19 protein-coding genes are annotated in these 20,936 nt (G+C 67.9%); 9 read left to right on the plus strand and 10 right to left on the minus strand.

The genetic code is table 11. From position 1 onward, the window contains the following. The first annotated feature begins 605 nt into the window (after positions 1-605). Positions 606-2,012 carry an alpha,alpha-trehalose-phosphate synthase (UDP-forming) gene (otsA, locus tag LXE91_RS18480; protein WP_039367631.1) on the plus strand — a complete coding sequence of 469 codons (1,407 nt, stop codon included), beginning with the start codon at positions 606-608 and terminating at the stop codon, positions 2,010-2,012. 7 nt (positions 2,013-2,019) lie between these two features. Here the strand turns inward: otsA and LXE91_RS18485 are convergent, their stop codons facing one another. Together LXE91_RS18485 and ftsH are read right to left on the minus strand one after the other, a co-directional pair. Further along, entirely contained in the window at positions 2,020-2,487 is a 468-nt protein-coding gene (locus LXE91_RS18485) for an OsmC family protein (RefSeq protein WP_039367628.1), read from the minus strand. Positions 2,488-2,570: 83 nt separating this feature from the next. Continuing rightward, entirely contained in the window at positions 2,571-4,547 is a 1,977-nt protein-coding gene (gene ftsH, locus LXE91_RS18490; protein ID WP_039367625.1) for an ATP-dependent zinc metalloprotease FtsH, read from the minus strand. 481 nt (positions 4,548-5,028) lie between these two features. On the opposite strand from ftsH, the gene LXE91_RS18495 reads away from it, so the two are divergent. Beyond that, positions 5,029-6,693, plus strand: coding sequence for an acid phosphatase (locus LXE91_RS18495; protein ID WP_039367619.1), 1,665 nt, complete (start codon positions 5,029-5,031; stop codon positions 6,691-6,693). A gap of 101 nt (positions 6,694-6,794) precedes the next feature. On the opposite strand, the gene LXE91_RS18500 is transcribed toward LXE91_RS18495, so the two are convergent. Together LXE91_RS18500 and LXE91_RS18505 are read right to left on the minus strand one after the other, a co-directional pair. Beyond that, positions 6,795-8,291: an FAD-dependent oxidoreductase gene (locus LXE91_RS18500; protein ID WP_039367616.1), complete on the minus strand. Its 1,497-nt coding sequence runs from the start codon at positions 8,289-8,291 to the stop codon at positions 6,795-6,797. Between the two features lie 257 nt (positions 8,292-8,548). Beyond that, positions 8,549-8,758, minus strand: a complete 210-nt coding sequence (locus LXE91_RS18505) for a hypothetical protein (protein WP_046196543.1) — start codon at positions 8,756-8,758, stop codon at positions 8,549-8,551. 461 nt (positions 8,759-9,219) lie between these two features. Between LXE91_RS18505 and LXE91_RS18510 the strand changes: the two genes are divergently transcribed. From LXE91_RS18510 to LXE91_RS18530, 5 genes are all read left to right on the plus strand, one after another. Then, positions 9,220-9,636: a nuclear transport factor 2 family protein gene (locus LXE91_RS18510; protein ID WP_039367662.1), complete on the plus strand. Its 417-nt coding sequence runs from the start codon at positions 9,220-9,222 to the stop codon at positions 9,634-9,636. A 3-nt stretch (positions 9,637-9,639) separates the two neighbouring features. Further along, positions 9,640-10,497, plus strand: a complete 858-nt coding sequence (locus tag LXE91_RS18515) for an SDR family NAD(P)-dependent oxidoreductase (protein WP_039367611.1) — start codon at positions 9,640-9,642, stop codon at positions 10,495-10,497. A 40-nt stretch (positions 10,498-10,537) separates the two neighbouring features. After that, positions 10,538-11,296 carry an SDR family oxidoreductase gene (locus tag LXE91_RS18520; RefSeq protein ID WP_039367607.1) on the plus strand — a complete coding sequence of 253 codons (759 nt, stop codon included), beginning with the start codon at positions 10,538-10,540 and terminating at the stop codon, positions 11,294-11,296. 40 nt (positions 11,297-11,336) lie between these two features. Then, on the plus strand, positions 11,337-12,170 hold the full coding sequence (locus LXE91_RS18525; protein ID WP_198113701.1) for an SDR family NAD(P)-dependent oxidoreductase: 834 nt from the start codon (positions 11,337-11,339) through the stop codon (positions 12,168-12,170). A gap of 69 nt (positions 12,171-12,239) precedes the next feature. Then, positions 12,240-13,148: an NAD-dependent epimerase/dehydratase family protein gene (locus LXE91_RS18530; RefSeq protein WP_039367603.1), complete on the plus strand. Its 909-nt coding sequence runs from the start codon at positions 12,240-12,242 to the stop codon at positions 13,146-13,148. A 97-nt stretch (positions 13,149-13,245) separates the two neighbouring features. Here the strand turns inward: LXE91_RS18530 and LXE91_RS18535 are convergent, their stop codons facing one another. The 5 genes from LXE91_RS18535 to LXE91_RS18555 all read right to left on the minus strand — a co-directional run bounded on the left by LXE91_RS18535 (position 13,246) and on the right by LXE91_RS18555 (position 18,710). Next, complete coding sequence (locus LXE91_RS18535; RefSeq protein ID WP_039367600.1) at positions 13,246-15,111, minus strand: phosphoenolpyruvate carboxykinase (GTP); 1,866 nt, start codon at positions 15,109-15,111, stop codon at positions 13,246-13,248. Between the two features lie 524 nt (positions 15,112-15,635). Continuing rightward, the gene (locus LXE91_RS18540) at positions 15,636-16,412 is read right to left on the minus strand and encodes a glucose 1-dehydrogenase (protein WP_039367597.1); all 777 of its coding nucleotides are present in this window, start codon (positions 16,410-16,412) and stop codon (positions 15,636-15,638) included. Between the two features lie 110 nt (positions 16,413-16,522). Continuing rightward, positions 16,523-17,278, minus strand: a complete 756-nt coding sequence (locus tag LXE91_RS18545) for an SDR family NAD(P)-dependent oxidoreductase (protein WP_039367593.1) — start codon at positions 17,276-17,278, stop codon at positions 16,523-16,525. Positions 17,279-17,287: 9 nt separating this feature from the next. Next, positions 17,288-18,154, minus strand: coding sequence for an SDR family NAD(P)-dependent oxidoreductase (locus tag LXE91_RS18550; protein WP_039367591.1), 867 nt, complete (start codon positions 18,152-18,154; stop codon positions 17,288-17,290). A 55-nt stretch (positions 18,155-18,209) separates the two neighbouring features. Next, entirely contained in the window at positions 18,210-18,710 is a 501-nt protein-coding gene (locus LXE91_RS18555; RefSeq protein ID WP_039367660.1) for a nuclear transport factor 2 family protein, read from the minus strand. Positions 18,711-18,922: 212 nt separating this feature from the next. Between LXE91_RS18555 and LXE91_RS18560 the strand changes: the two genes are divergently transcribed. Continuing rightward, entirely contained in the window at positions 18,923-19,435 is a 513-nt protein-coding gene (locus tag LXE91_RS18560) for a nuclear transport factor 2 family protein (RefSeq protein ID WP_039367588.1), read from the plus strand. 51 nt (positions 19,436-19,486) lie between these two features. Continuing rightward, entirely contained in the window at positions 19,487-20,203 is a 717-nt protein-coding gene (locus LXE91_RS18565; protein ID WP_039367584.1) for an EthD domain-containing protein, read from the plus strand. Between the two features lie 211 nt (positions 20,204-20,414). Here the strand turns inward: LXE91_RS18565 and LXE91_RS18570 are convergent, their stop codons facing one another. Further along, positions 20,415-20,780: a hypothetical protein gene (locus LXE91_RS18570; RefSeq protein WP_039367582.1), complete on the minus strand. Its 366-nt coding sequence runs from the start codon at positions 20,778-20,780 to the stop codon at positions 20,415-20,417. Positions 20,781-20,936: the final 156 nt, after the last annotated feature.

The following is a 20,936-nucleotide window of genomic DNA, read 5'->3' on the forward strand; positions in this document are numbered from 1 at the left end:
GCTGTTGCGCCGGTCCGCCTGTGTCACGCTTGCGCGCACCGCGCGAAGCGCGGCCGCACGCGGCACGCGCAACCGCTGCGCATCGTCACCGTCCGGCGCGGCCGGTTCGCATCCGCGACGTCGCGCTTCGCCGATTCGCGCCGCGCGTTCGCGGCACGCGTGCGTGTAACGCGCACACCCGCGCAATCGCATCGCCGGCGCTCGTTTCGACCGACCGGCGCGGCATCGTGCGCGTGCCCGGCCATGCACGCCACAACGCACGATTGCGTGCGATACGCTCTCCTCCACATCGTAGGGCGCACGCTACGTTTGCAGCGGTGCGCAATTTTCGATCCCGCCCGCGGTTCGCACGTCGCCATACCGGCGACATGGAGATCACGCTGCATCCGCACGTGCGTCGCTCTCCGATGCAGACTTTTAAAACGACCGAATGACGAGTATGCTTAAAAAAGCACTCCCCGTTCGGACGGCGAATCGCGTGCCCTGACTCCCGTCCGATCGCATTGCGGCCTCATCGCTCTGCGCGTATCGCGCGTCGATGGCGGCGTCTGCTTCCCGCGCCACGGCCGCACGAACCTTTCCCTCAACAAACGTCAGGAGAGCTGGTGAGCCGACTCGTCGTCGTATCCAATCGCATTGCAGATCCCCGTAAAGCCGCGGCCGGCGGGCTCGCCGTCGCCGTGAAGGACAGCCTGCAGGAATCCGGCGGCGTCTGGTTCGGCTGGAGCGGGAGGCTACGCGGCGGCGACGACCAGCCTGCGCACGGCGACGAAGTGCAGATCCAGAACGTCGGCGGCATCCAGCTCGCGACGATCGATCTCGACCCGCAGGATTACGACGCGTACTACCTCGGTTATTCGAACAACGTGCTGTGGCCGGTGTTTCACTACCGGCTCGATCTCGCGCAGTTCGATCGCCGCTTCGCCGACGGCTACCGGCGCGTGAACCAGCTGTTCGCGCGCAAGCTGCGCACGCTGCTGCGGCCCGACGACACCATCTGGGTCCACGACTACCAGCTGATTCCGCTCGCCGCCGAGTTGCGCGCGATGGGCTGCAGGAATCCGATCGGCTTCTTCCTGCACATTCCGATGCCGCCGCCGCCGATCATGGCCGCGATTCCGGAGCACGAATGGCTGATGCGTTCGCTGTTCGCCTACGATCTCGTCGGCTTCCAGACCGAGTCGGACCTGCTTCACTTCGAGCATTACGTCGAAGCGGAAGCCGGCGCCGCGCGGCTGCCCGACGGCCGCCTGCGCGCGTTCGGCCGCACGCTGTCGGCCGGCGCATTCCCGATCGGCATCAACGTCGACGAGTTCGAATCGCTCGCGCGCGATCGCGACGGCCTCGACATGTTCGACCGGATGCGCGACGAGTACTCGCGCCGCCAGTTGCTGGTCGGCGTCGACCGGCTCGACTACACGAAGGGGCTGCCGCAGCGCGTCAATGCATTCCGCCAGTTGCTCGAGCAATATCCGGAGAACCGCAACCGCGCGACGCTGATCCAGATCGCCGCGCCGAGCCGCGAGGATCTCGGCGCGTACGACGACCTGCGGCGCGAGATGGACAGCCTGTGCGGCGCGATCAACGGCGACTACGGCGAACTCGAATGGATGCCGATGCGCTACATTCACCGCACCGTCGCGCGCAAGCGCTTGCCGGGCCTCTACCGCGCGAGCCGCGTCGCGCTCGTCACGCCACTGCGTGACGGGATGAACCTCGTCGCGAAGGAGTTTCTCGCCGCACAGGATGCCGCCGATCCGGGCGTGCTCGTGCTGTCGCGTTTCGCCGGAGCGGCCGAGCAGCTGAAGTCGGCACTGCTCGTCAATCCGTATGACACGCAAGGCACCGCACAGGCGATCCAGCGCGCGCTCGCGATGCCGCTCGAAGAACGCCGCCAGCGTCACGCGGCATTGATGGCGATCGTGCGCGCGACCGACGTGCACTGGTGGCGCACGCGCTTTCTCGACGCGCTCACCGAGGCGGCCGAAGTCGCAGCAGCGACCGAATCCTGACCTGCGCTCACGCGTTCGTCATCGCGTATTCGAACGCCGCACCGTTCACGTCGCACAGGTCCACCGAAACCGGAATGCCTTCGCGCAGGCTCTCCGTCAGTACGCAATACGCATCGAACTGATCGAGCACGCGCGTCGCGGCTGCGAGATCGGCCCATGTCTTGCCGATCGACAGCCGTACCGACATCGCGCCCACGCGCACCCTGCCCGCTTCGTTCTGCACCATGTCGACGTCGATATGCGCGGCGATCGGCTGCGGATCCACATGCTGCTTTTCCAGCGCGAACAGCAGGCTCGCCGCAAGACACGTCGCAACGGACGCGGCCAGTAACCGGATCGGGTTCGGCCCGCGTCCGTCGCCGAGCGGCGGCGGTTCGTCGGTAAGCACCGGCGCCAGCGTCGTGCCGGCAAATGCGACTTCGAAACAGAAACGCGCCTGCTGCGCGACATCGACCGATACGTGCGCCTCGCTCATGGCGACTCCGTGGAGATCAACGGGGAAAGGAATGCCGGCACGCAGTCGCTTCGACGCGCGCCGCTCGCAGGTTCGCGGCACCTTCAGCGCTCGGGTTCGCGTGGCGGCCCGTACGCGACGAAATCGCGCTCGACCGCGGACGCCTGCTCCGTCTCGACCGTGCCGTCGCGTGCGCCGGCTGCGTCGTCCGGCGCCATCGTGCTGGCGGATGGCGGTTCGACGCGCCCGTCGATCAGCGCCTGCAGCGCGTCGCGTTCGAGCACCTCGCATTGCAGCAGCCGGCGCGCGATGCGTTCGAGCACATCGCGGCGTTCGCCGAGCGTCGTCGCGACTCTTGCATGGGCGTCGGCCAGCAGCGTGCGCACCTCGTCGTCGATCATCCGCGCGGTGTGCTCGCTGCAGCGCCCGTCGCCCCCATGCCACGCGCCCGGCATGCCCTGGCGCGCATCGCCGTCGTCGAACGTCGCGAGCCCGATCTTCTCGCTCATCCCGTACTGCATGACCATGTGGCGCGCCATCGCGGTCGCGCGTTCGAGATCGTTCTGCGCGCCCGTCGACACGTCGCCGAACACGAGCTCCTCGGCAACGCGCCCGCCGAGCAGGGCATCGATCCGGTCGAGCAGTTCGCTTCGGCGCAGCACGTAGCGATCCTCGGTCGGTACCTGCTGCGTATAGCCGAGCGCCGCGACACCGCGCGGAATGATCGACACTTTCTTCACCGGATCGCAATGCGTGCGGCTTTCCGCGACGAGCGCATGGCCGGCCTCGTGATACGCGATGGTCAGCTTCTCCTGTGCGTTCATCACGCGGCTCTTGCGCTCGAGGCCCGTCAACGCGCGGTCGATCGCCTCGTCGAAATCGGCCATGCCGATTGCCGGCTTGCCGAGTTCGGCCGCATGCAGCGCCGCCTCGTTGACGACGTTCGCGAGATCCGCGCCGACGAAGCCCGGCGTGCGCGATGCAAGTTCGCCGAGATCGACGTCGGCCGCGAGTTTCACGCGCTTCACGTGCACGCCGAGGATCTGCCTTCGGCCATTCACGTCGGGGCGGTCGATCGCGATGTGACGGTCGAACCGTCCCGGCCGCATCAGCGCGGGATCGAGGATCTCGGGCCGGTTCGTCGCGGCCATGATGATCACGCCGGAGCCGGCCTGGAAGCCGTCCATCTCGACGAGCAACTGATTGAGCGTCTGCTCGCGTTCGTCGTTGCCCGACATCGGGCCGACGCCGCGCACCTTGCCGAGCGCATCGAGCTCGTCGACGAACACGATGCACGGCGCCTTCTGCTGCGCCTGCTCGAACAGGTCGCGCACGCGCGCCGCGCCCACGCCGACGAACATCTCGACGAACGCCGAGCCGCTGATCGAGAAGAACGGCACGGCCGCCTCGCCGGCCACCGCGCGCGCGAGCAGCGTCTTGCCCGTGCCCGGTGCGCCGACCACCAGCACGCCCTTCGGGATCTTGCCGCCGAGCCGCTGGTAGCGTTCCGGATTGCGCAGGAATGCGACGAGTTGCTGAAGTTCGGCCTTCGCTTCGTCGATGCCGGCGATATCGTCGAACGTGATGCCGGTTTCCTGCTGCACGTACACCCGCGCGCGGCTCTTGCCCATCCCGGTGAAATCCTGCAGCCCGCCGCGCCTGCGCAGCATCATGTTCCAGATGAACACGAACAGCACGAGCGGCAGCAGCCACGACGCAAGCGATGCGATCCAGCTCGTGTCGGGCGCACCGTGATAGCGGATGCCGGCGGCGGTCAGCGCGTCGGTCAGGTGCTCGTCGGCCACGCGACTGGTCGTGAAGCGCCACGGCGCACCGGCCTCCCGCACGGCCGCGGCTTCGGACGCCGGCAGCATCGTGCCCGCCTGCGGCATCTTCAACGTGCCCGAGATCGATACGGGGCCGACTTCGAGATCGTCGACGAGCCGTGCGGCGACGAGCTGGTGGAAATCGCTGTACGCAATCGGCGCCGACGTCGGATGCAGCATCAGCAACTGCGCGGCGAACAGCACGAAGAAGCCCGCCGCGATCAGCAATCCCGGGTAGTCGAATTTCCTGTCCATGGCATCGGGCCGGACGTGCGCGCTACGCTTGCGTTGCGCGACACGGCGGACGTGTGCGGGCACGCGCGCAGCCGGCGCGCACCATCGGCGGCCATGCGGAAGCGGCATTCATGCGTGCCATCGTCGCCTCGCTTCATCGCGTCGTTCGTCGCATCAACGGCACCGCGACGGCGCCGTGGGCCGGCGCCGCCGGGCAATCCTCGCCCGGGCGGCACGCTGCGACGCGCCGCCCCTGAATCCAGTCTAGCTCGCGCGCAGGCGTCGCGCATCGCCCGACGCGCAACACCAATCGTCCGACAAACACCTTTCATCCGCCCTCGGTGCCGCGTTATAGTCGCGTTCGTGACATTTTCGTGACAGATGCATCGCACCGGCCCATACGTGACACGGGCCGTTGCGTTCCATCGCGCGGCGCGGCAGCCTGTGCGACGCCGCCGCGCATCACGCCCCCGTCCACCCGCCCATTCGAGGAACCCACGACGTGAACGACACGCCCGATCGCCCCGACGACCTTCCCGCCGATCCCGACCGCCGCCGCATGCTCGGCGGCCTCGCCGCGCTCGGTGCGGGTGTCGCGCTCAGCGGCTGTGAAACCACGGCGGGCAGCGCACCGCGTTCGGCCGCCGACCTGCGCATCGACGAAGCGCTGCGCCAGCGCGTGCGGCACATCGTCGTGATCTATGCGGAAAACCGCAGCTTCGCGAACCTGTACGGCGATTTTCCGGGCGTGCGCCATCCGCTGAGCGAGGTGCGGCCCGAACATGCGCAGCAGCTCGATCGCGACGGCAAGACGCCGCTGCCCGTGCTGCCGAAGATCTGGGGCGGGCTCGTGCCGCAGGCGCAGGAAGTGGACGGCAAGCGCTACGCGATCGCCGAGCGCGACATCGACAAGCTGCCGAACGCGCCGTTCCTGATCAAGGACGCGCAGGGCAACCCGCTGCCGAACGGCGTGATCACGCGCGACCTGTGGCACCGCTTCTACCAGAACCAGATGCAGATCGCGGCCGGCCGCAACAACCAGTTCGCCGCGTGGGCCGATTCGGGCGGCCTCGTGATGGGCCACTACCGCAATTCGGCCGACACGCTGCGGCTGTGGAATCTCGCGCGGCAATACACGCTGTGCGACAACTTCTTCATGGCGGCCTTCGGCGGGTCGTGGATGAACCACATGTTCCTGATCTCCGCGCAGCCGCCGCTGTATCCGGATGCGCACAAGCATCCGCACGCGGCGAAACTGCTGTCGAAGGTCGAAGGCGACGATCCGGCCGGTACGCGCCTGAAGCTCGCCGACCATTCGCCCGCGTCCGCGCTCGACGGCCCGCCGAAGTTCGTGGCCGACGGCCCGCTCACCCCGGACGGCTACGGCGTGAACACGATGGCGCCGCCGTACCAGCCGAGCTACGTGCCGCCGCCCGATCCGGGCAACGCCGCATATGCGGATCCGGCCGACCATCGCGTGATGCCGCCGCAAGGCCATGCGACGATCGGCGACCGCCTGTCGGAAAAGAACGTCGACTGGGCGTGGTACAGCGGCGCATGGCAGTACGCGCTCGAGCACCGCGATACGGGCGCCGTGCCCGATTTCCAGTACCACCACCAGCCGTTCAACTATTTCGCGAACTACGCGCCGGGCACCGAGGCGCGCAGCAAGCACCTGCGCGACGCGGGGCTCGGCGACGAGCCGTCGACCAACCACTTCATCGCCGACATCGACGCGGGCCGCCTGCCGGCCGTCACGTTCTACAAGCCGCAGGGCAACCTGAACATGCACGCGGGCTACGCGGACATCGAATCGGGCGACCGTCACATCGCGACCGTGATCGACCATATCCGGCGCGGGCCGCAATGGGACAACACCGTGATCGTGATGACGCACGACGAGAACGGCGGCTGGTGGGATCACGTCGCGCCGCCGGAAGGCGACCGCTGGGGCCCCGGTTCGCGGATTCCCGCGCTCGTGATCTCGCCGTTCGCGAAGAAGGGGTTCGTCGATCACACGCTGTACGACACGAACTCGATCCTGCGCTTCATCAGCCGCGTGCACGGCCTCGCGCCGCTCGACGGCGTGGTCGCGCGCAACAAGGCGTTCGCCGCGCGCGGCGCGACGCCGCCGGGTGATCTGACGAATGCGCTCGATCTCGGCTAAGCGCCGACCGGCCTGACCGGTTGGCCGCCTGGCCGCTTGAAACGACGACGCCCCGGGCAATGCGGTTGCCCGGGGCGTCGTTCATTTCCGGCCTGAAAACGCTACGCGGCGCGGCGCACCGCATCGCCCCCCGCTTGCGCGGCGTGACGCCCGGCCTGCCGCCCGAAGAACGTCGCGTCGGCCAGCGACAGCCCCGAGCTGTACCCGGCGCCCCAGCGCGGCAACCCGCAGGTCGTGCGGCCCGCCGCATAGAGCCCCGGCACCGGCGCGCGTGATGCATCGACCACCTGCCCGGTCGGCAGCGTGTCGAGCCCGCCGAGCGTGAAGTGCGGATAGAACGCGTAGTCGATCCGGCAATCGAGCGCGACGAACGGCGGCTCGATCAGCGGCTGCAGCCACTTCCTCGCCTTGTGGAACAACGGATCGGTGCCTTCGGCCGCATGGCGGTTGTAGACGTCGACGGTCGCCGTCAGCGTGCCGGCCGGCATCTGCAGGTCGCGTTCGACTTCCTCCCACGTTTCGCCCGCCGCCGCGATGCCGATCCGCGCGATCGCAGGCGGCTCCTGGTAGGTGGCCTGGTCGACGAGCAGGTAGATCCGGTCGTCGGCCTGGTGAAACGCGTGATGGCCCGTGCGGCCGTGATAGCCGTCCTCGTTGATGAAGCGCTGGCCGCGTGCGTTCACGAAAATGCCCTTGATCAGCGATTCGGGCGCGTAGAACGGCAGGCTCACGAAGCCCTGATCCATGTGAATCGCCGCGCCCCCCGCGCTCTGGCCGAGCAGGATGCCCGAGCCGTCGTCGCCGGGGCTGCCGATCGGTTCGTCCGAGCGCAGGAACTGCGGCGCATGCCGGCGCACCATGTCGCGGTTCATCGCGAAGCCGCCCGCGCACAGGATCACCGCGCGACGCGCGCGGACGAACGCCGTCTCGCCATAGGCGCGCAGCACGACGCCGCGCACCGCGCCGCCGTCATCCACGACCAGCGCGAGCGCACGCGTGTCGTAGCGCGTCGCGACACCGAGCGCCGCCACGCGTTCGGCCAGCACGCGCATCAACATCTGTCCGCCGCCCCAGCCCGGCCATTGCGGGGTGTGCCCGCGCGGGCACGGCTTCGCGGCCTCGCTGAACGGCCAGGCTTCCTCGCTGCCCGACCAGATCAGGCAATCGTCGGTTTCCGGTTCGACGATCCGCTCGGCGACGAACGTGTTCTTGTACGTGAGGCCCTGCGCGACGAGCCAGTCGTGGTGCGCCAGGCTTTCGTTCGCGTAGAGGCGCACCTTCGACTCGTCGGCGTCGCGGCCGCCGGCCAGCATCAGGTAGCGGTACAGATCCTCGGTGTCGTCGGTGAAGCCGGCCTGCCGCTGGGCGGGCGTGCCGCCGCTGCCGCCGAGGTAGATCTCGCCGCCCGACAGCGCGCTCGTGCCGCCGTAGCTCGACGCGCGCTCGACGATCAGCGTGTCGGCGCCGGCGCTCGCGGCTTCGATCGCCGCGCACGCGCCGGCCGCACCGAAGCCGACGATCACGACGTCGTGTTCGGCATCCCAGCGATGCACGTCGCGGGTGTTCAGGGGATGAGTCAGGGAATGGTCGGATGACATGAGGAATGGGTCAGCGTTTGGGAATGCTGCGGTAAGCGGCGGACGTGGCGAAGGCCTGATGCGGCCGTCGCCGCGATGCCTCGTTGCCGAGACGGACGTGCAACGTGGCGCGTGCAAGACGCCCACCGTCTCATGTCCCCGAACCGCGTGAAGCGGGACCGGCGCGCGCCGATTCAGCCGTGGTCGTACGGGACGGCGTCCGTGCGCCAGCGCGCCGCCACGGCTTCCGCGCTGCGCGGCGCGCGGCCGCGCCGGCGTCACATGCCGCGCATCGCGGCGAAACCGAAGTGCGACGGATCGATCGGTACACAACCTGCCGGCAAACCGTTCGCGTCGACCGAGCGGCATTGCAGGATGCCGGCTGCATACGGCGGCGACGGGACCTGGTCGGCACCGTATCGCGCCATCGCCATGGCAGCGACCGTGCCTATCGCCAATACGCACAGCTTGCGAGTCGTCAGTCTCATGATCGTCGTCTCCTCCGGTTGTCCGCTGGTGCGGTTCGTGTCCGGCTGGCATCGCATGCGCCACCGGATGACTGCACGGTAGCCAGCGCCCGGCCGTCGGCCATCGTCCGTTTCGACTAGGGGCAAACGCTGAGCGGACGATGCGCGGCCTGCGGCATCGCAACATCGCGCGCCACGGCTTCGCCTGCATGAAGGAAACGCGGCACGTCGCGCGCCTGCCGCGGCCGGCCGCACGAATCGTCAGACACATGCCGCGCACCGGTCGCTGCGCCGCACCATCCACACACCCTGATGCCACTTGCGGCGGCCCGCCCCGGTGTTTTCCCCGACCCTCGCCCTGCTCCGTATGGACGATGAATCCCGGCCTGCCCGGTGCGAACCTGCGCGTCGACGTCGCATTGCCGCCGCGTCGGCCCGCGTTGCGCGGCCAACGCGTTCCGTTCTTCCACGGGAGCCCACGCATGACCGATTCCAATCCTCGCCACGCGCTGTACGAACTTGCGTGCCGCTACGCGCAAGCCGTCGACCGGCGCGACTGGCCACGACTCACCGCACTCTTCACCCGCGATGCCACCCTGGCCGGCCCCGGCTTTCGCTTCGACGACCGCGACGCGATCGTCGCCGGCATGCGCGTGATCGAGCGCTACGAAGCGACCCAGCATCACGTGCACAACCAGCTCGTCACGCTCGACGGCAGCGAGGCCGATGTCGAGACCTACGGCGTCGCCTGCCACGTCTACGTGCGTGACGCCGTGAAGCGCAAGCTCGACTGGGGGCTGCGCTATCGCGATCGCTGCGTGTTCGACGACGGCACGTGGCGCTTCGCCGCGCGCACGCTGCACGTCGACTGGGCGCAAGACCTGCCGCTGGAGGGCTGAGCGATGCACACCCCTGCTCCCCTCGCCGGCCGCACCGCGCTCGTGACAGGTGGCGCCGGCGGCATCGGCGCGGCCTGCGCGCATGCGCTGGTCGCAGACGGCGCGGCCGTCGTGCTAATGGGCCGCCGCCGCGATGCGCTCGAACGCACGCAGCAGCAACTGACCGACGCCGTGCCCGGCAGCCGCGTCGCGATCCATGCGGGCGACGCCTGCGACGAAGGCGACCTGCAGGCCGCGCTCGACTGCGCGTGGGCGATCGACCATCGCCTCGACATCGTCGTGCCGACGGTCGGCGGAGCGGGCTTCCGGCCGCTGCTGCTGCACGACGCCGACACCTTCCGCGCGGAAATCGACCTGAACCTGCACAGCGCGTTCGCCGCGATCCGTCATGCCGCGCCGCGGCTCGCTGAAAGCGGCGGCGGCGCGATCGTCTGCATTTCGTCGACGGCCGCGCAGATCAATTTCCGCTGGCTGTCCGCGTACTGCACCGCGAAGGCCGCGCTCGAAGCGCTCGTGCGCGGCGCGGCCGAGGAACTGGCCGGCGCGCAGATCCGCGTGAACGCAGTGCGCCCGGGCCTCACGCGCTCCGAAGCCACCGCGCCGATGTTCGACAACCGCGCGCTCGTCGCCGGCTTTCTCGAACAGATCCCGCTCGGCACGCTCGGCGAACCCGAAGCGATCGCGCATGCGGTGCGCTATCTCGCCGGCCCCGAGTCGGGCTGGGTGACCGGCCAGAGCTTCGCGGTCGATGGCGGCCATGAGCTGCGCGCCAACCCGCGCGTCGACGACACGATCGCGCAGATCTACGGCGCGGCCGCGCTCGATGCGATCAAGGCCGGCCGCGCGCCGGGCGCCGCATGAGCGCCGTCCTTCTTTCAACGTCAACGGAATCCGACCGACCATGAATCGAGTCGCAAACAAGGTCGCGCTGGTCACCGGCGCGGCAAGCGGCGTCGGCCGCGCGGATGCACTGCTGCTCGCCGCCGAAGGCGCACGTGTCGTACTGACCGACATCGACGAGGACGCGGGTCGTGCGCTCGCCCGCGAGATCGGCGACGCGGCGCTGTTCGTCCGTCACGACATCGCCGACGAAGCCGGTTGGCAGCACGCGATCGCATCGACGCTCGAGCGCTTCGGCCGTCTCGACGTGCTCGTCAACAACGCGGCGATCTGCCCGGTCGGCTCGATCGAGGACACGAGCCTCGACACGTGGCGGCGCGTGATGCGCACCAATGCCGACGGCTATTTCCTCGGCTGCAAGTACGCGATCGGCGCGATGAAGGGCAACGACACGCCGGGGTCGATCGTGATGATGTCGTCGGTCGCCGCGCTCGGCGGGCTGCCGATGATGTGCGCGTACACCGGGTCGAAAGGCGCGGTGACGGCGCTCGCGCGCAGCGTCGCCGTGCACTGCAAGCGCAGCGGCTACCGGATCCGCTGCAACTCGATCCATCCGGACGGCATCTGGACGCCGATGACGCAGGCGCTGATGCCCGATCTCGACCCGGCCGCGCTCGGCATCGGCAGCGATCCGATGGCGCGCATGTGCGACCCGCAGGACGTCGCGAATCTCGTGCTGTTTCTCGCGTCCGACGAATCGCGCTTCGTGAACGGTGCGGAGCTGCGGATCGACAACGCGCAACTGGTGTCGTCGCTGTGACGCGACTCACTGCTTTCCCGTTCAAAGGAGTCCATCGATGATTTCATTCACCGGCAAGACCGTGCTGGTCACCGGCGGCGGCGCGGGCATCGGCCGTGCGTGCGCGCAAGCGTTCGGCGCGGCCGGCGCGCGCGTCGCGGTGGCCGAGATCGATCCGGCCCGCGCGCAGGACGTGCGCCACGCACTCGAAGCGGCGGGCGTCGATGCGCTCGTCGGCACCGTGGACGTCACGCGCCGCGACGAGGTCGACGCATTCGCGCGAACCGTCGACGCACGCTTCGGCGGCCTCGACGTGCTCGTCAACAATGTGGGCGATTTCCTGCAGATCGCGAAACCGTTCGACGACTGCACCGACGACGACATCGCACGGCTGTTCGACGTGAACCTGCGCCAGGTGTTCATCGTCACGCGCGCGATGCTGCCGTTGCTGCGCAAGCGCGGCGCGGGCAGCAGCATCGTCGGCGTGTCGTCGATCGAAGGCTTTCGCGCGATTCCGAACTGCACCGTGTACGCGTCGTTCAAGGCCGCGCTGACCGGCTTCACGAAGAGCCTTTCCGTCGAACTCGGGCCGGCCGGCATTCGCGTGAACCAGATCGCCCCCGAAACCACCGAGACGCCGCAGGTGCCCGTCAGCGCGATGGTCGCGGCCGAGCATCACGGGCACATCCCGCGCTGGATCCCGCTCGGGCGCTTCGGCGTGGCCGGCGATATCGCGGGCGCCGCGCTGTTCCTCGCGAGCCCGCTCGCCGCGTGGATCACCGGCACGACGCTGCATGTCGACGGCGGCGCGCTCGCGGCGGCCGGCTGGTATCGCGACCCGAACGGCTTCTGGACCAACCTGCCCGTCGTCACGGGCAACGGCTTCAACTTCTGAGCGGCACCGCTCGCCTGTTCCTCGCCTGTACCTTTCACGCGGCGCGGTTGCGCCGCTAACGGAGACTTCATGAAGATCCTGATCGTCGGCGGCACCGGCCTCATCGGCGGCCATGTCGCGCTGCACCTGCACGCGCAGGGCAACCATGTCACGCTCGCCGCGCGCAAACCGCCCGCGCCCGGCAGCGCACTCGTCCGGTTCGACGTGCTGCTGCGCGACTACGTGGCCGGCAACTTCACGCGCGACGATCTCGCGCCGTTCGACGCGGTCGTGTTCGCAGCGGGCAACGACATCCGCCACCTGCCGCCCGGCACCGACGAAGGCGCGCACTGGGAACGCGCGAACGTCGACGCAGTGCCGCGCTTCTTCGCGCTTGCGCGCGACGCGGGCGTGAAGCGCGCGGTGCTGGTCGGCAGCTTCTATCCGCAGGTCGCGCCGGCGCTCGTCGACACGGTGCCGTACGTGCGCTCGCGCCATCTCGCCGACGAACGCGTGCGTGCGCTCGCGACGCCGTCGTTCGCCGTGTGCAGCGTCAACGCGCCGTTCGTCGTCGGATCGGTGCCGGGGCTGCGCAACGAGATGTTCGCGGCGTACACCAACTATGCGCAGGGCCGGTTCGCGGGGCTGCCCGTATTCGGGCCGGCCGGCGGCAGCAACTTCATCTCGACGCAATCGCTGTCGGAAGCGATCTGGGGCGCACTGCAGCGCGGCGAAGCGGGCAAGGCCTACCTCGTCGGCGACGAGAACCTCAGCTTCGCCGATTACTTCGCGGCCTTCTTCCGCGCGGCCGGCAATCCGCAGGACGTGCCGTCGCTCGACCAGGAGCATCCGCTGCTGCCCGACATGGCGATCTACACGGGGCGCGGCAACGTCGTGTCGTATGAACCCGATCCGGCCGACAGCGCGCTGCTGCGCTACCGGCGCGGCGACGTGCAGCGCGCGGTGGACGAAGTCGTCGCGCATTGCCGCGCGCAGTAAGCGAACGGCGCGTGTGCCGCGCCGATGCAGAAACGTCCCGCCGCCGGCGATGCATGCCGGCGGCGGGACGTCGGGTACGACGTGTCGATGCGGGCCGTCAGGCGCCGATGCGCTGCTCGATCTTCTTCATCGTGTCGGTCATTTCGGCCGGCAGCCGCAGCTTCAGCGTATCGAACAGCGCCGCGTGCAGCTTCAGTTCCTCGCGCCATTCATCGGCGTTCATCGCCGTCACAGCATCGAACTGCTCGCGCGTGAAATCGAGCCCGTCCCAGTGCAGGTCCTCATACGCGGGCGACACGCCGAACGCATGCTCGCCGCCACCGCCCGTGCCTTCGAGACGATCTAGCATCCACTTCAGCACGCGCATGTTCTCGCCGAAGCCCGGCCACACGAACTTGCCGTTCGCATCCTTGCGGAACCAGTTCACGCAGTAGATCTTCGGCAGTTTCGCGCCCGCGCCTTCGAGCTGCTTGCCGAGTGTCAGCCAGTGCGCGAAATAATCGCTGACGTTGTAGCCGCAGAACGGCAGCATCGCGAACGGATCGCGGCGCACGATGCCCTGCTGGCCGACTGCCGCAGCGGTGGTTTCCGAACCCATCGTCGCGGCCATGTACACGCCTTCGACCCAGTCGCGCGCCTCGGTCACGAGCGGCACGGTCGTCGAACGGCGGCCGCCGAAGATGAATGCGTCGATCGGCACGCCGGCCGGATTCTCCCAATCGTCGTCGATCGACGGGCACTGTGCGGCCGGCGCCGTGAAGCGCGAATTCGGATGCGCGGCCTTGCGGCCCGTTTCCTTGCCGATTTCCGGCGTCCACGGGTTGCCCTGCCAGTCGGTCAGCTTCGCGGGCGGCGTGTCGGTCAGACCTTCCCACCACACGTCGCCGTCTTCCGTCAGCGCGACGTTCGTGAAGATCACGTTTTCTGTGAGCGTCGAGATCGCGTTCGGGTTGGTCTTCACGCCGGTGCCCGGTGCAACGCCGAAGAAACCGGCTTCCGGATTGATCGCATAGAGTCGGCCATCGCGGCCCGGCTTCAGCCACGCGATGTCGTCGCCGATCGTCGTGACCTTCCAGCCTTTGAAGCCCTGCGGCGGAATCAGCATCGCGAAGTTGGTCTTGCCGCACGCGGACGGGAACGCCGCCGCGACGTGATATTTCTTGCCGGCCGGTGACGTCACGCCGAGGATCAGCATGTGTTCGGCGAGCCAGCCCTGGTCGCGGCCCATCGTCGACGCGATACGCAGCGCGAAACACTTCTTGCCGAGCAGCGCGTTGCCGCCGTAGCCCGAGCCGAAACTCCAGATTTCGCGCGTTTCGGGGAAATGCACGATGTACTTGACCGGGTTGCACGGCCACGGCACGTCCTGCTGGCCGGCTTCGAGCGGATGGCCGACGCTGTGCACGCACGGCACGAACTCGCCGTCCTCGCCGAGCACGTCGTACACCTCGCGGCCCATGCGCGTCATGATCCGCATGTTCACGACGACGTACGGGCTGTCGGACAGTTCGACGCCGACGTGCGCGATCGGCGAGCCGAGCGGGCCCATCGAAAACGGCACGACGTACAGCGTGCGGCCACGCATCGAGCCGCGGAACAGGCCGTTGAGCGTCTCGCGCATTTCGGCGGGCTCGATCCAGTTGTTGGTCGGGCCGACGTCGTCGCGCGAGGCCGCGCAGATGAACGTGCGATCCTCGACGCGCGCGACGTCCGACGGATCGGATTGCGCGAGATACGAATTCGGGCGCTTCGCCGGGTTCAGGCGCTTGAGCGTGCCCTGGTCGACCATCGCCTGGCACAGCGCGTCGTTTTCTTCCTGCGAACCGTCACACCACACGACGCGCTCGGGCTCCGTGAGCGCCGCGATGCGCGACACCCAGTCGATCAGCTTGCGATGTTTGACGAAAGCCGGCGGAGCGATCAGCGGGCCGTGTGTTACTTCGGCCAGATTGTTGTGCGACATGAGGTGTCTCCAGATTATTGGGCGAGGATGGGGGATGCGGGGCGAGCCCGCGAGATGGGGTATGCGATTGGAGCGCAGGGTGCGGCGGCGCGCAGGACGGGACGCGCGAGCGGAGCGCGTGTCGATGCCGCGATGCGAGCGAGAGAAGGTGATGTCTCTTTAGTAAGTGCGAACGCGAGTTTCGCCATACAAGCAACCTGCCGTACAACTCCATGACGGCCAGCATACCATCGCCGTTATTCGGCAAACGTTGCGTTGCAACAAGAAACAACTATGTCGGCGACCCGGCACGCCGGTTGCCTGCGCGTCCTTTTTACAGCGCCATTGCGCGCGCTTTGGGGACGAAACGGCCAGGACGGCCGTCCGGCAAGGGTTTCGCGGAAGCGGAAAATTTGGCGCACCGCTCGCGCGCGCGGCCCGCACGAGCGCGGGCCGCGCGAATTCACGTTTTCGCTACTCAGGCAAACCCTGAATTAGGTTGCGTACACAAACATCTGACGTGAGCGTGTCGCAAGCACCCCTGCTCAAAACGGCGCGCCGGGCAATCCGGGGTAATACGCGCCCGCTGCCATCCCGCCGTCGACGGCCAGCTCGGCGCCATTGCAGTACGACGCTTCGTCGCTCGCGAGGAACAGCGTCGCGCGCGCAATTTCGTCTGGCAGGCCGACGCGTTGCAGCGGCACGTTCGCGTAGTGCTGGTTGATTTCCTCGAGCGGCGCGCCGGTCGGGTTCGACATCGCGGTGTTCACGCCGCCCGGATGGATCGAATTCACGCGCACGCCCTGATGGCCGAGTTCGAGCGCCGCCACTTTCGTCAGCCCGCGCACGCCCCACTTGCTCGACACGTACGCGGCCAGCGCGTTCACGCCGCGCAGCCCGTCCACCGACGAGATGTTGACGATCGACCCGCTCTTGCGCGCGATCATGTGCGGCGCGATGGTCCGGATGCCGACGAAGGTCCCGACGAGGTTGATCGATACCGCACGCTCGAAATCGCGTTTCGACAGCTCCGTGATGCCGCCGAACGTCAGCACGGCTGCGTTGTTGACCAGCACGTCGATCCGGCCGAACTGCTCCATCGTCGCGTCGGTCGCGCGCACCCAGCTTGCTTCGTCGGCGACGTCGAGCCGCATGAAGCGCGCCGCGTCGCCGAGCTCGCGCGCGAGCGCTTCGCCTTCCACGTCGAGCACGTCGCCGATCACGACGCGCGCACCTTCCGCGACGAACAGCCGGCACGTCGCCGCGCCCATGCCACGCGCACCGCCCGTGACGATCGCTACCTTTCCTTCCAGTCGACCCATGTCGTCCTCTCTTCGATTCCGGTTTGCCGGCTGCCCGCTACGCCCCTGCGCGGGTTTGCCGTTCCATGATTCGCGCGCGGCCCCAGTGCCGCGCACCTTCGATCCCGCCTTCAGCCCCAGTAAGCCTGGCCGCCGTCGAGCGGCAGCGTCGCGCCCGTCAGGTAGGCCGCGTCGCGGCTCGCCAGGAACACGATCGCGCGACCGATGTCCTGCTCGCAGTCGCCGACGCGGCCGAGCGGAATCGTGCGAAAGAACGCGGCGGCTTCCTGCGGATTTGCGTCGACCCAGCCTTTCAGGCCCGGCGACAACGCATGCGGCGCGACCGCATTCACGCGGATGCCGTCCACGCCCCATTCACACGCGGCCGCGCGCGTCAGCGCACGGATCGCCTCCTTGGTCGCCGCGTACGCGCCGTAGCCGGATGCATCCCAGCGCACCGCGGCGGACGATGCAAAATTGACGATCACGCCGTCACCCTTCAGATGCGGATGGCACGCGCGCATCATGCGCAGCGTCGCGATCGGCCCCGATTCGAGCCCCGCCTGGAAACTCGCGTCGGTGACGTCGAGCAGGCGGCCGAGCGGCACGACCTGCGCGTTGTTGATCAGGATCTGCACGCCACCGAACCGCGCGACGACGTTGTCGACGCATTGCTCGATCTGCGACGCGTCCATCACGTCGCACACGAACGGCTCGGCCACGCCGTTGCGCGCGCGGATCGCCTCGCAGGTCGCGAGCAGCTTGTCGAGGGTGCGGCCGACCACCGCGACGTGCGCCCCTTCCGCCGCGAGCGCCTGCGCGACGCCCTGGCCGACGCCCTGCCCCGCGCCCGTCACGAGCGCGACCTTGCTTGTCAGGATGCCCATGCGTGCTCCTCAGGCGACGATCGCCGGATGCGCCTGTACAGGCCCACCCAGCAGTTCGCGGTACGACGGCGGCTGCTTGCCGTCGAGATCGGCGATGCCGTACCGCAGCGCGGCTTCCGCGCCGACGAGCACCTGGCCCGACAGCGTCATGCGCTGCGGATCGCCATGAATCGCGTGAATCACGCGGCCGGTGAACTCGGGGCTTTCCGCGACGAGCGAGAATTCCTTGTACAGATCCGGGTGTGCTTCCCACACGCGCGTCGTGCGCTCCGTGCGCAGCGGGCCCATCCAGATCGACACGGCCGCGACGTCGAACGGCTTCAGATCGACGGCCATGTCCTTCGCGAACTTGTCGACGCCGGACTTCTGCGCACCGTACGCCGCGCCGTGCATATAGCAGCTCGCGCCGAACGACGACGTAAATGCGATCAGCCCGCTGCGGCGCTGCGCCATCAGTCGCGCCGCGTGCCAGCTCGCGACATAGGCCGAGCGCAGCCCGACATCGAGGATGTTGACGAGATCGAGCGACTTCTCCCAGAACGGGCCCGGCAGGATCAGCTGATCGTGCAGGCAGGTCGCGTTGTTCACGAGAATGTCGAGCCGCCCGCTTTCGCGTTCGACACGCTCGAACAGCGCCTTCACCTGGGCGTCGTCCGCGTGGTCGCAGGCCACCGCGATCCCGCGGCCGCCGAGCGCATCGATCTCGCGTGCGGTCTCGTGGATCGTGCCGGGCAGCGGCGCATCGCCTTCGTTCTGCGAACGGCCCGTCACATAGACGGTCATGCCGGCCGCGCCGAGCGCGCGCGCGATGCCCTTGCCCGCGCCGCGCGAGGCGCCCGTCACGACGGCGACCGGCGCCTCGTGGTTCCGTGTCATGTTCGATGTCTCCTGTTGAATGTGCTGGGCGCCACGTGGATGGCGTTCGCTTGCGTCAGGCGGCCGGCGGCTGCACGCCGGCGAACAGCACGCCCGGCGCATCGCCTTCGTAGCGGGCCGACAGCGTCGACGTGACGACGCAGCGCGTGCCCGCGATCTTCCATTCGCCGTCGACCTTCCGGTATGCGTCGTCGTAGTACGCGCCGAGCTGCGTGAGCGTGCGCGCGTTCGTGTCGATCATCTGGTAGTGCAGGCCCCACGTGCCGCGTGCATGCGTCGCGTCGAGCACGTCGATCTCGGGATTCACGCCGTGGTGCATCTCGACGATGTGCGGATGGCAGCCGAGTTGCGCGAACACGTCGACGAGCGCGTCGCGCGTGTCGAATGTGCCGATCCGGCCGTAGTCGATATGCACGGGGCCGGGCGCGAAGCAGTCGCGCATCCCTTCCGGATCCTTGCGGTCGCAGCAGGTGAAGTAGCGCGCCTTCAGCCGGCGGATTGCGTCGGCGTCCTCGAGCCGGCGCACGCGCGCTTCCAGCGATTCGATGAGGGTCATCCTGTCTCCTTGTTCGGTGCCGGCGCGGTTCGAACGCCGCGTCGATGCCACGTTACCGCCGCGCGATGCGTCGGCCATCACCCGTTCGGATGAAACCGGCGATTCGACCCGGCGTCACGGGCCGCATGCGTGCGGCGCGTTCGTCCGAACAGACGATGTGGTGCGGGTGCCTTCGTTCCTACCATCGAACGACACCACCACGAGACCCGGCGATGGACGACACGACCCGCACGCTCCACGAGTACGAGCAGATCAGGCAGTTGAAGTACCGGTATTTCCGCGCGGTCGACACGCACGACTGGGCGCTGCTCGCGGATTGCCTGACAGAAGACTGCGAAGCGCGGCTGTATGGCGGCCGCTATGCGTACGACGGCCGCGACGCGTTCGTGACGAGCCTGCGCACGCTGATCGGCAAGCCGACCTTCCTGACGATGCATCATGGCCATCACCCGGAACTCACGCTGGTCTCGGCCGATCACGCGTGCGGTGTGTGGTTTCTCGAGGATCACGCGATCAATCTTGAGGATAACTACCTGCTGCACGGCACCGCGTTCTACGACGACCAGTACGTGAAACGCGATGGCGTGTGGCGCATTCACGCGACGCGCCACGAGCGGCTTTTCGAAACCGTCACGTCGCCGATCCCGCCGTCGTTCACGCTGACCGCGAACCGGTTCGCGCCGGACGCGCATCAGATGTCCGGATCGACCGAAGCCGCTTCCTGAATCCCGGCGGCAATGCCGCCGATCCTGTCATTCCCTTCTGGAGCCGGAGCAATGGAGAAAATCATGTATGTGTTGTGGCGCGATACGCAGGCCGCGCCCGATCAGTGGAGCCGCACGGTGCGCGCGCAGCTCGCCGACAAGCTGCTGTCGCTCGGCGCGCACGGCGTGCAGGTGAACGTCGCCGATGCGGATGTCGCGCCGGCCGCCGGCCTGAAACAGACCAACACGCACCCGGGCATCGACGGGATCGTCGCGGTGTGGGTCGACAGCGCGAATGCGATGTTCCGTCAGCCGTTCGACGACGCGGTGCGCGCCGTCGTCCCGCACATGGCGGCGTATCTCGTCACCGAGTCGCAGCCGATTCCGAATACGCGCTTTCCGGCGCGGCCGGGGGAGCGCACGACGGGGTTCTCGCAGCTCGCGTTCCTGAAGCGGCCGCCGCGGCTGACGCACGAAGCGTGGCTCGACGTGTGGCACGGGCATCACACGCGCGTCGCGATCGATACGCAGGACAATTTCCTGTACGTGCAGAACGTCGTCGTGCGCGCGCTCACGCATGCGGCGCCGGGGTACGACGCGATCGTCGAGGAGTGCTTCCCCGCTGCCGCGATGACCGATCCGCATGCGTTCTTCGATGCGCTCGGCGATGACGAGAAGTTTCAGCGGAACGTGGCGGAAATGATGGACAGCTGCGGGCGATTCATCGATTTCGACAAGATCGATGTGGTGCCGACGAGTCAGTATGTGGTGAAGGCGGTGCGGGGGTGAGTTTGGGCGATCGCGTGGAGCGATCGCCCACCTCTGGATTGATTACGGTTTTACGTTGCGGGCCGGTGGAGCGCTTGTGCGCATCACCGGCTTGATTTTTGCTGCTTTGCGAATTTCCGCGCTTGGCGTCGATCGACCTGGAACGGCCCCTGCTGGCCACGGGGAGCCGCCGTTCATCGTGGTTACACGAGCTTTCCCGGCCCTCGTCAACTCACTCGAACCTGCTGAAATCCACGTCTTCCTTGACGAACTTTCCCGTCGACAGGAGTGCGTTTTCGACGTCCGCGACGACGCGCGCGTTGTCGAGCGTCGCCGTGACGAACAATCCCCAGATATCGTCGTCTATTTCGTAGTTGCCGCGGGCATACGTCCAGTAGCTGAAGTAACGGTCCTGAGACAAGGCGACCTCGGGTTCATCAAGGCCATCCGGATGCGGAACCTGGACTGAATGCAGCGCGTCTTGCAGGATCGCCGCGACGTCTGGAAAATCCGCCGTGCGATGGTCGTCGAGTACCTCGACCAGCAGATCGCTGCCGTGAAATACCGGTCGAACGCGGAATCGAATCAGGTTTGTCATGGTTCATTTTTCTGTTGCCGTCCACCGATCGACACCCATTGGCCGCTTTTTATAGAAAGAGTCTTCATAACAGGCGGATTCATCGCTGGATGGTTTCAAGCTGCCGAGCGATAACAGCCGTAGCGCGCTCTGTCATCGTTGTCGTACCAGACGGAT

The organism is Burkholderia contaminans (genome assembly GCF_029633825.1).
Lineage (GTDB): Bacteria > Pseudomonadota > Gammaproteobacteria > Burkholderiales > Burkholderiaceae > Burkholderia > Burkholderia contaminans.